Origin of the sequence: Enterobacter sp. Ap-867 (assembly GCF_011752855.1) — a bacterium.
GTDB lineage: Bacteria > Pseudomonadota > Gammaproteobacteria > Enterobacterales > Enterobacteriaceae > Cedecea.
Map to the genome: position 1 here is coordinate 1 of NZ_VWWS01000015.1, position 10,819 is coordinate 10,819.

Consider the following 10,819-nt stretch of genomic DNA (forward strand, 5'->3'; position numbering starts at 1 on the left):
AGTTTTTTTTATCTATGATTTTCTGCAGTGACTCTTTGTGGCGTAACTGTCGGAGAATATAAAGCCAGTCTTTCTTTGTCATCGTTCGTGCATATTGCATAGAATGTATGTCTCCCTACCTGGGAAATAGTTTAAAAACCTTTTTTACAACAAAGTTCGACTCCTGATTGCAGAATATATAGCTGCGATCCCCTCGGATTCACAACCAACAACGGGACAGCTTTCAGATAAAACCTTTATGACTTAAAATGCATTACCGACGGTGAAACATCTGCTGATATATAGTTAATCAACGAATACCCCTATTATTTTAATCGAGAATACCCTGGGCTGAGGATATATTCTATTTTTTTGTGCACAGAACGCATTAAATAATTGCTGCATTCACTTCCAGACTGCTTTTTGAAATAAATATTTTTGGCATAATATTTACGTTAAATGAAAGTAGAATGACGTGGATGACACCCATCATCCTGTTTATTCTTTAAAATAGCTCACTCATACCTTGCAAAACTTAGTTGCAACTGACCAGAATATACATGTTATAAAAGAAAATGATTGTCTTGATGCAACTGACTTTCAGTCTTAAACAAAGATGAATATAAACGTTCTGTGGCAATGTTGACTCTTTCACCATCAGAGACGATGTATCTCATCAGACTGGTCTTCCACGCACCACTTTCAGAGCCGGTACGTTCAGTCCAGCAATTACGCTAAGGTATACAACTTGACCATCTTACAGTGTACTTCCAAAAGGTGCGGAAAGCTGTAACTGCCTGAGCCTCTGCGGACACAGGCTGGCAAGATAACAAGCGTACTACATAAGCATTGTTCTTATCCCGCGCGGTATTAGCGTATTTATTGCCTCTACTGCCAATTTTGCAGATATAGTCGATAAATTGTTGTCACAGCGCGTAACTCGTCTGTGAAGAAACGCCCGACGACTATTCTGTCTCAGGACTTCTGAGACCGCTTATGCGGTGACTGAAAGAGTGAAGTGACAGATTTCACTTCACTCATGATTCAGCCCTTCCCACCCTGGAATGAGGGATACAGCGTCATCCCGCCATCCACAAAAATGGTCTGCCCGGTAATATAGGCTGATTGGTCTGAAGCCAGCCAGGCGGCAACATTTGCAACAACCTCTGGCTCAGCGACATACTTCATTGGAATAAGCGTTTCCAGCTCCACACGTAACGTCTCATCGCTCATTTTATCCTGATTCATGGGCGTGTTTATAGCACCCGGCCCAATAGCGTTAACCCGGATGCCCTTTGCAGCATATTCCAGCGCGAGGGATTGAGTCAGCATACGTACTCCCCCTTTGCTGGCAGAATAGCTGGCGAAAGTCGGCCAGGGAATGATCTCGTGAACAGATGACACATTTATAATATTGCCTTTAATGTCGTTTTCTAAAAAGTAGTTAAGCGCAGATCTCCCGGTGAGAAAAAAACTGGTAAGATTGACGTCAATGATCCTGCGCCAGTCATCAAGGCTTATTCTGTGCGTCGGGTTTTGAGTTTCAATCCCGGCGTTATTAATCAGCAAATCCAGTTTTCCGAAATGATCTATCGCAGCCGTAACGAAGTCATGGGCAGTATTTTCATCACTGATATCACCGCCAAATATGGTCGTTTTTCCCGACTTAAGGCCGTTCAGTTTATCAGCCAGCGCCTGCGCTTCTTCTTTGTCTGAATGATAATTGATGACGACATTCATGCCTTCTTCAACTAAGCGGGTAACAATTGCAGCCCCTATTCCTCTTGAGGAGCCTGTTACTGCAGCCACTTTTCCCTGAAGATCTGTAAACATACATAACCCCCTGATTCATTTTTAGCCTGAATGAAACATCACCGTTTCAGCATCTGTCTCTGTTATTCAGGGGCCGGGAACGTAATGCTGGGTATGATCCGGCAACAATGTACGTTTTTGACCGCCAGAATAACGATTTTCTCTTCAATTTATGCTATCTGTAATCCAATGAATACCCTGAAAAATTAGCAACAGATCTTTATATACGCAAGCTCGTGGCCGTGCCGGGTTAAGTCCCGGTGTAAGTACACCCGTTTTAGTTCCACGCACTTTTTGAGGTTTCTGGGTTTTTGACCCTGGCCCAAAATCAATGCAGTGCTAAATCAGAGATCTTCGTCTTTTTGTAGGCTCCGGATAAATTCAGCCGGGGTCATGTCATTTAATGATGAATGCGTTCTCCCATGATTATATTCCCTGCGCCAGCTGTCGAGTTTATTCTGCGCATCTTCCAGTGAGAGGAACCAGTGAATGTTCAGGCATTATCCCGCAGACTACCGTTAAATGATTCAATAAACGGGTTATCTGTCGGCTTTCCTGGACGAGAGAAGTCCATTGTCACCCCATTTTCATACGCCCATTTATCCAGGCTCTTCGAGATAAACTCGCTGCCGTTATCTGTCTGAATACGCACAGGCTGGCGTTTACTCAGTAAGCGTAATGCTTCCATCACAGCGACCACATCCTCGCCCTTCAGCGACTTTCCTGCGTGGATCGCCAGACACTCACGACTAAAATTATCCACTACAGTTAACACCCGAAAACGCCGTCCGTTAAACAGATTATCCGACACGAAATCCATACTCCAGCACTAATCGACACCGGTCAGGAAGGGGCGCTGTTGGCGATGCGCTGCACTGACATGCCTGCGCGGACGCTTTCTCCGCAGGTTCAGTCCTTCCAGACAATAGATTCTGTGTGTTTTCTTGTGGTTAACAGGCCAGCCTTCCCGTCGCAACTGAATATGAATACGCGGGCAGCCGTAGCGGATCCGGGTTTCCGCTATTTCCCTGATGCGAAGGGTAATCGCTCGATCATCCCGCCGACTCTGCCAGTGGTAAACGGTTCTGCTCTGCATCAGCAGTCCACATCCCCGCCGGACACTGATACGGTAAGCTTCCCGCAGGAAATGTACCGCCTGACGCTTCTGAGCCGGCCTCAGAACTTTTGCTTCAGTACCTCCTGCAGCATCTCTTTGTCCAGACTCAGGTCAGCGACAAGCTTTTTCAACCGCTGATTTTCATCCTCCAGCTGCCGCAAACGACGCAGTTCTGTCAGGCCCAGACCAGCGAATTTCTTCTTCCAGTTATAAAAAGTGGCTTCAGAAATGCCCATTTTTCTGCAGACTTCCCCGATGCAAGTACCGGTTTCGGCCTGTTTCAGCGCAAAGGCTATCTGTTCTTCGGTATAACGGGTCTTTTTCATGGCGGTGTGCCTCTCTTTGAGATGGAAGAAAGACCGGAGACTTCAGTTTAGCCTGGCACTGTTTTCAGGGGGAAGGTCATTCGCGTTAAAGAAAAAGGTAGAGCGCAACCTTGTCTCCAGCCCTGCACCAGTCTACCTGCAAGTGCCGATCAGAGAGTTCGTTTTAGCCGTATTCGATTGGCACAACGGTACTTTTATCTGCAACTACATCCATCAGCTAAGCTCTCCACCCACCATGGAAAGATGATTAAAAGGCGACCAGCATCCAAATTATAACCCTTTATATACTCTCTCTACTTGAGAGCTAATGCCTATTATACCGTCCACTAAGAAATTTTATGGTTTACTAGTCACCCTTGCAATAACGCTTATCATTTAAACACGTCCATAGCTAAAGTTATTTGTAATAATGTAAGTAAATCTGCTCAGCATAGCGAACCTTGTAATAGAAATCCATTTATTGCAATAGCTCGTCGTATTTAACGTACGCTCTAGTTAGTTAAATTAGACTGGGTAGATGGTGTATATATAACAGTGAGTTTCCCACTATATATTCCTGCTGACTTATCGGCAAAGCGGAATTGCGGTGTTGTAAATGTTAATGGTGCTGGCACGCATAAAGAAACACCCGAAACACCGGGAATAACAACTTGTCTCTGAATTTTTCTTTCATTCGTATTTTTCCATAAAACCTCCGCTCCATTACTTATAATCTGTGACTGTCCGGATGTAGGGTTTAATACGCTAAGCTGGTAATCAACTCTGTTTTCAGCCTGACTTTTGTCAGCGCCATTTCGATAAACAGAAAAAAATCCAGGCTGCCTTCCTGGAGCACTCGCTCTCTCGTCGCTGAATATCATATTAACCTGAGAGCTTGTCGAGTTTTTCCCATCATATAGACACATATCTAATACAGACTTACCGCTCATACTTTGTGTATTCTTAGTGCCAGTGCGATTGGATAAATTAAGATTTACCTGGGGGGTTGAATAAGGGAATGTTGGGAAATAAACTTGCTGACTTTTAAGGTCTGTCACTGTCAATGATATATCCGCACTCCAAACACCCAATATTCCATATCCATTGTCCCATAAACGTAAATTTTGCTTCAACGTAGCGGTCCAGGTGCCTGGAGATGAGAGTTTGGCAAGCTCACTTTGCGGAATGCTGTAAGTGAAATCACTGGTCACGATTAAAGCATTATCGCAGCCAGTAGTCATTGAAGCAGGGGTGTTTTTGGATTGTCCTGCACAACCTCCAGAAATAACATTCCATTGTTTTATAGGCGTAATATTTAAATCAACTTTAGTTGAACTTCCTTTAAGAGAAAAAGACAGTCTTACGTAAAGTCTGTTGTCTGTTGAGTTGTACCACCACGAAGACGTAGTCGCACAAGCTCCATATGTGGTGTCTGTAGCATTAAGGCAGGTTAGTGTATTTCTTCCCCATTTTTGTCCATTAGTATCATCCTGACCGCCTGATAAAGCATTCCAGATAATTAAAGAAGCAGGTAGTGAGTTTTTATCAAATTCAGCTGTAAGATTTGTAGTTCTGTTCATCGGTGGCTCGTAAATAGCTTTACAAGAGAATGAAACAATGGATAAAAATGAGATTAAGTATAGTAAAACATTTTTAAAATACATATTTACGCCTTAATTATTCATAGCGGTATTTTTCGTATGATCACTTAACCCTGCAGTCATCAGAACAACCTGCTTTTGTTCTGCCGCAGGCAGCCTTGCAAGATCTGTACGCTGGCACCTCGTTTCCCCGACATAACGAATAACATCTCTCATCATGCTGACCTTCATCCCACACTGCCAGTAGGATTCGTTTTTCACAACGTACAACTTTTCCACCTTTCTCGTCGTCTGAAGGGTAAAACTTCCGTTACCCAGAGGCGTCCATGCCATCACATTAAGCGGGATGACCCCTTCAAGTGGGTGGCGGTTGTTATCCAGCAACTGGCCAAGCCACGTGTAGCGCGTTTGCACGCTCACAGCCCGGTTAAAGACCTTTCCTGGAGTCATGAAGACTTTTCTTGCTCCGGTACCCCGGCTTATCTCACTGCTTATTCCCTCAGGGGAGGCAACGGACTCCGTGACGTCAAACTGGTTTTCCCTGTAACCCGGCACAGTAAAAAGCGCCCTGCTGTTGCCTCTCACCTCACTCCTTCCACCGGTGTCCACAGAGACATTTACCCGCGATACTTCTGGGGTGTCTTGCTGTTCAACACCCACAGTTATTGCTGAAGAAGGCGTTCCATCTCCCCAGCGGCCAGCGGCCAGCCCATCCCGATCCAGGATGAGGGAGGAGCTGTAATTACCGCTACCGTTGAGCAGATGTTCCCCACTTGTCCGGTCCCAGGCGTCACTGACGGTCAGGGACCCCGCGCCGTACTGCCCCCCCATACGGCCATAAGCTGAAGCGGTCAGCGTGCCCGTATTCACGCCGTTAAGCGACACACCTGTTTCGTTTTCCCCCGTCTCATCGCTGTACTGACTGGCAGCAATGTTATAACCCAGCCCGTCATTACCCCGCTTACTGGTCTGCCAGTTTGCTCCGCCAGAAAATGTACTTCGCTTTCCGTCCACGCCATTCCTGCTTGCAGAGAACGAAAGCGTAATAAACATGCCTTTATCCGGAGCATTAAATGCGCTGTCATTTCGAAAAAAGGCATTGATGCCTGATGTGATATTAATCTCATTGAGATTAATCGTGCGCGTGAGGCCCGCCTGCCATGTCCGGCTTTCAGAGTGAGTCTGATAAATTCTTTCCCAGGGAACAGCCGTCCGGTCACGCGGGTCAAAATCAGCTATATCCCGGCGATAGACATACCGCCCCCGGTTACTGTTGCGGGCAAATCCGAGTGTGGCATACCACTTATCCAGCGGGACAGAAAACATCACGCTACTACTCTTGTAGCAACCGTTTATGCTGTAGCGATGAAGTCCCTGACTGTTACACTCCGGGGCCGTCATTGCACTACGATAAAAACTGAGCGAAAAACCATCGCTGTAATTTGCCTGCTGAATATTACCTCTTGAGCCTTCGCTTCCGTGCAGATAGCTGACTCTCGACGTCAGAAGCCCGTCAAGCCATCCGGAATCAAAACCGTGCGCCCAGTCCAGCGCACTTTCCCAGAAACGCGCAGTATTGAAAAAAGCTGAACCAGTGGTCAGAGCGAGGTTATTGCTCACCGGCAGCCTCAGCCCGGCCTGAACGACCTGCCTGTCGGTGCGCTCACTGAAGATCCCGTCCGCGTCCGGTACTCCCGCCTGAATAAACCATTGTAACGTGCGGGATGAAAGTTCTCCCAGCCCGGTGTAAGGGACTGTTTCTGTTCTTACCAGCTGGTTATCCTCAAAAATCCGTAAAGTAAGCGTGTAACTTCCCTGAGGGAATGCCCGGGAGTCCAGAATCTGTGCACCGGCTTTTAAATAAAATGAAGCCAGTAGCTGTCCTTCCCGATAAGCATCGACTCTCGCATCACGTGAGAGAAACAGATTGACAGGCGTGCCGGTTGAGACCTTATCCATGTTTATCCATGCAAGCGTCGAGCCCGTCCTGACGCCACGAATTTTACCCAGGGGTAACTGACTGAGATTGATATTCCCCCCGGTATTGCTGAATATGTCCCGGGCGTCCATGACACCTGCCTGCACATAAATCCGCTTTAAAAAATCCTGCCTGATGTAAGCATTATTGACGGATACATCATGCGTGCTTTGATTGCCTGAACGTTGCCCCTGAAGATTCCAGTCAAGGTTGAGATAACCCCCGTCGCTAACGCCCAACGTACCGTTACCCTGAAGCGACACAGACTGATAACGCCTGTCCGCAACGAAATTGACATTTTGTTGATGAATGAGCGCATTACGGCTTTCTGCGCTTACGTCGTAATAAATATTGTCCTGCTTTTTAGCTGGCAAATAATCCCGGGCAATAAAAAGATTTATCCTGCCATTATTTTCATCATAGATAACGTCAACCGTCTGAGTGTCCAGAAAATCGCATCCGGGCTGGTTACCGCCCGTACTGCAGGAGAGCTGGCTGTTGCGGCGAAACGGTTTATCCAGAGACTTATGCAGCATGATGCTGAGCCGAGGGTTGTCCGGATATGCCCTCAGGATGGAAGATATCAACGCGTCCGGTTGTATGAACTGGATGCTTTCAAGATCCACCCAGCTCTTGAAAACCCCCAGCGATTGTCCGTACAGTGAGACTTCCGTGAGAATAGTCTGACCCCGGGCCAGCTCTTCAAATCCCCTGGGTACGCGCAATGATGCATTACTCGTCAGAGAGACTGAATACGCGCTTATCATTACGGCCAGAAACGTGAATCGTATATTCATCCATGAAGTCCTGTCTAATGACAGGGTTTCCCCTGTCATTATTCTTATCTCTGTCAGCCGCCCGCTGCTGCAGTGGCCTGGGTCACGACAAGACTTACAATGCCGGTATAGGTCCCTGCTGCAGAAACTGCGCCTGGCGTGGTCTGTGAAATAACCAACGGCATGGTCGACGAGCCATTCGTAATCCCGCTTGGGAATGTGGTGGCGTAAGCAAGGCTTGTCGCCGTCGTGGAGAGGGCGGTGCCATTGACGGACACACTTAGCGGAATAGGGTTAGCGCCATTCGCATCCGTGAGCGACGGTGTATTTGCCAGGCTGACGTTTAGCGCACGGTCCGCAGTATTGGACCAGAACTTGATGTTCTCTTTATGGGCGGCAAGACCTTTGCCTGGCAGGTACTGCATGGCGATAGATGACGGCAGAGGTGATCCATCAGCAAGTGTGACATCGACCGTAGGGTCGATATTTGCCGTGACAGTAATATCACGCTGGACAGCATTCACACTGAAGGTAGTGACAAGCACGCTGACAAATGAAATAACTTTAATCTGAGTTTTCATCGAACATTCCTTATATTGTTGTTCCCTGGTGTCGGGGACGGAGTAATAGTCTCTTTATAGAGACAAAGAGATTTCTTCGGTTTTTTCTGTTATCCAGTTTACGTATTTAATACGATACTTTTTATCGCGTGAGAATGTGATCCCCGCCAGGCGGGCCTCTGTATCCGGATATATGGTTGCAGACACTTTTATCCACTGACACTGGCCAGACTGGTCACAAACCCCCACTTCTTTTACCGGGATACGGATTGTGCCATTATTTAACACCTTGCCACTACCATCGATAAATAAAAGGCTTGCCTGAACTTTTTCAGGCGCGACGTGAATAAGTGCGCCCCAAACAACATTAACGCCGATACTTGCGGTTGCTGTCGATTTTTTTAAATCGCCTTGCTGCACAATAAAGTTATCTTCATTTACGCTTTCAAAATAAGCACGCCACGTTGTTTCCTTTTCTGGAGGCATGACAGAAACAAGTCTGACCACTCGCTCACTTGCAGGAGAGAGCGCAATCTTTTGCGGCGTAATAATCAGTCCGGCAACACTAAACGCATCACTAGTTTTCTCCTTCTCCTGCGCTGTCCCGGGTTGAAATATCTGCTTGAGACTGACTTTAATAAACTGAACATCATTGTCCTGGGAGATGACTTTTATCTGGCTGGCTCCTTTAAGACCTACAGATACCTCCATGGGATAAACGTACATTGCACCTGAGGTTGGATTTATCTGCATGAAAAATGCGGATACTGCGAGTAACGTCAGCCTGAAAACTCTTAATTCCATTTACTTACCTACCAATCAATAGGTTACGTTAATAAATTTTTCTTTTCCTGGTGGATATTAAGAGACAATCTGATCGATATCAAGTATTTTGATCGTAAATAACGATCAAAATCCAATACATGATAGTCAATACCTATCATACTACCGGATTTTGATCGATCGTTGCTAAAAATATGAACAGGTTAGACCAGATTTCATCCGAACATTAAGCATACAAGGATCAGGCAATGACTTTGACCGTTTACCCAGCTAGGGACCGTTTTTTTTCTGAAGGTTTAGCTCATTTGTTTTCAGGAAAAACACCAGAAGAAGAAATAATGGTATTGAATCTTGCGAAGTGGTCTCTCAAAGAAATCGTTCTTTCAAACTGGGCGGAGATGAGACGGATGCAGCCATCATTTATTATTACGGAACATAGCTTACTCCCCGTCGCAGATTATTTAAAATCTGCTAATGGAAACTCCTTTGTATTAAACTCCGGTCAGTTAATACTTCCTGAGTTATGTTCCGAAGGTTTAATGACAGAGAGGCTCACCTCACTGAGCAGAAAAAGAAGCGGACGCCTGACGGCTACCGAGTACAGAACACTGAAATGTTTTTTTAACCTGATGACGGTGGACGAGGAAGCATGGAGATATAAGGTGTCAAACAAAACCATCTATGGAATGCGTTCACGGGTTGCTGCAAAACTAGGCATCAAAACCTTAAATGAGATCCTCATGTGGTAGAATTTGAGCGGCATCATTTCACTAGATGAGTGGTAGCAAAAGTGGCATCTCCTGTTTCAAGACTGCCTGCAAACCAAATTTATATTGCGGCAATCTCTCATTTTATGGATATTAATATATCCCTGAGGAAGATACATGATCCAGTACGATACGGACCAGTTGCAACCAGGTCTGTGATCAGACATGCATTTCAAATGAATCGACCCATGTTGTTTGATATACCTATAGTCAGGCATCCGCTTTGCCTGAAGGTTACTGTTCGGATTTATCGAACTTGACTACATCAGAATCATTGTAATATCGGATTACCAGTGACTGGGAAAATCAATCCAGGCGTAACCAATGTGAACATTTTTTTCTTGCACGGGGGGACATTACGCGAGATACGTCGTGCCATAGCTCTCAGTTTACCTGCTACTTGTAGCATTTGCTGCTTGAGAAAAGTTCTTTTCTTAACACCAATCATACTTTGCTGCAGGTAAAAGCAGATAATCGTTTCCTTACTTTTCTTTGTCACATGCTCTGCCTGAACTGAAACAGTTAGATTATTTTCCTTAACTTGTTTGAAACGATCTTGAAAGTTATTTCCGGAAAGTACAACTATAATAAGAAATATAATTATTGAAGCAGATGGCAATGCAAGCACCAAACCCAGTCTCTCAGATGAAATCATCGTCTTTTATGAGACTAAATGGTCTGATTCAAGATAATAACTGTCTGAAAGAGGCAGGTGTGCGATTTTTACTAAAAAAACCTCATGGATATGGTAAGCCGTCATTTTTTTTCCTTTAATATAAATCGCGCACTAATTATTCGTTTTTATCTGTGTATATGTCAGGGCACATATTCGATAAATAAATCACTGTCTTCCTTAGAAGAAGTTTAGCATAAATTGTGCTCTCTTTGCACCCCAGTGTTAACAAAGAGTGAAGAACAATCCAGATTGGCTATTCAACCAGTAGGAATGTCACTGTTGGTATTTTACTTTCAAATGAAAATGATTAATCTACTTAAGCTCCCCCTGATATTATTCTTAACCCGCTAATTTTTAAGATCTATATGCTGCAGTATGAAAGAACAATTAAATAGAAAGACTTGTTTATATGCTCCGCCAGTTACGGTATAAAGAGCCACCGGAGAAAACCATCTACAAAAAATC

Annotated in this window: 7 protein-coding genes and 1 pseudogene; 1 reads left to right on the top strand and 7 read right to left on the bottom strand. The window is 45.2% G+C overall.

The features are described 5' to 3' along the window. Positions 1 to 1,023: 1,023 nt before the first annotated feature. From F3J26_RS22290 to F3J26_RS22315, 6 genes and pseudogenes are all read right to left on the bottom strand, one after another. Positions 1,024 to 1,812: a glucose 1-dehydrogenase gene (locus tag F3J26_RS22290; protein ID WP_008460557.1), complete on the bottom strand. Its 789-nt coding sequence runs from the start codon at positions 1,810 to 1,812 to the stop codon at positions 1,024 to 1,026. A gap of 323 nt (positions 1,813 to 2,135) precedes the next feature. Then, positions 2,136 to 3,234, bottom strand: a pseudogene (locus F3J26_RS22295) (IS3 family transposase). 491 nt (positions 3,235 to 3,725) lie between these two features. Further along, entirely contained in the window at positions 3,726 to 4,877 is a 1,152-nt protein-coding gene (locus F3J26_RS22300; protein ID WP_008460563.1) for a CblD like pilus biogenesis initiator family protein, read from the bottom strand. Positions 4,878 to 4,886: 9 nt separating this feature from the next. After that, positions 4,887 to 7,589, bottom strand: coding sequence for a TcfC E-set like domain-containing protein (locus tag F3J26_RS22305; RefSeq protein ID WP_166996007.1), 2,703 nt, complete (start codon positions 7,587 to 7,589; stop codon positions 4,887 to 4,889). Between the two features lie 53 nt (positions 7,590 to 7,642). After that, positions 7,643 to 8,149, bottom strand: a complete 507-nt coding sequence (locus F3J26_RS22310; RefSeq protein ID WP_008460565.1) for a CS1 type fimbrial major subunit — start codon at positions 8,147 to 8,149, stop codon at positions 7,643 to 7,645. 54 nt (positions 8,150 to 8,203) lie between these two features. After that, on the bottom strand, positions 8,204 to 8,932 hold the full coding sequence (locus F3J26_RS22315) for a fimbrial protein (RefSeq protein WP_008460566.1): 729 nt from the start codon (positions 8,930 to 8,932) through the stop codon (positions 8,204 to 8,206). Between the two features lie 227 nt (positions 8,933 to 9,159). On the opposite strand from F3J26_RS22315, the gene F3J26_RS22320 reads away from it, so the two are divergent. Further along, the gene (locus tag F3J26_RS22320) at positions 9,160 to 9,660 is read left to right on the top strand and encodes a hypothetical protein (protein ID WP_008460567.1); all 501 of its coding nucleotides are present in this window, start codon (positions 9,160 to 9,162) and stop codon (positions 9,658 to 9,660) included. A 289-nt stretch (positions 9,661 to 9,949) separates the two neighbouring features. Here the strand turns inward: F3J26_RS22320 and F3J26_RS22325 are convergent, their stop codons facing one another. Beyond that, positions 9,950 to 10,333 carry a hypothetical protein gene (locus F3J26_RS22325; RefSeq protein WP_166996009.1) on the bottom strand — a complete coding sequence of 128 codons (384 nt, stop codon included), beginning with the start codon at positions 10,331 to 10,333 and terminating at the stop codon, positions 9,950 to 9,952. Positions 10,334 to 10,819 lie beyond the last annotated feature (486 nt).

Excerpts from the sequence above, each read along its gene's own strand:
- F3J26_RS22290 (WP_008460557.1), bottom strand. The coding sequence starts at position 1,812 with ATGTTTACAGATCTTCAGGGAAAAGTGGCTGCAGTAACAGGCTCCTCA.
- F3J26_RS22300 (WP_008460563.1), bottom strand. The coding sequence starts at position 4,877 with ATGTATTTTAAAAATGTTTTACTATACTTAATCTCATTTTTATCCATT.
- F3J26_RS22305 (WP_166996007.1), bottom strand. The coding sequence starts at position 7,589 with ATGAATATACGATTCACGTTTCTGGCCGTAATGATAAGCGCGTATTCA.
- F3J26_RS22310 (WP_008460565.1), bottom strand. The coding sequence starts at position 8,149 with ATGAAAACTCAGATTAAAGTTATTTCATTTGTCAGCGTGCTTGTCACT.
- F3J26_RS22315 (WP_008460566.1), bottom strand. The coding sequence starts at position 8,932 with ATGGAATTAAGAGTTTTCAGGCTGACGTTACTCGCAGTATCCGCATTT.
- F3J26_RS22320 (WP_008460567.1), top strand. The coding sequence starts at position 9,160 with ATGACTTTGACCGTTTACCCAGCTAGGGACCGTTTTTTTTCTGAAGGT.
- F3J26_RS22325 (WP_166996009.1), bottom strand. The coding sequence starts at position 10,333 with ATGATTTCATCTGAGAGACTGGGTTTGGTGCTTGCATTGCCATCTGCT.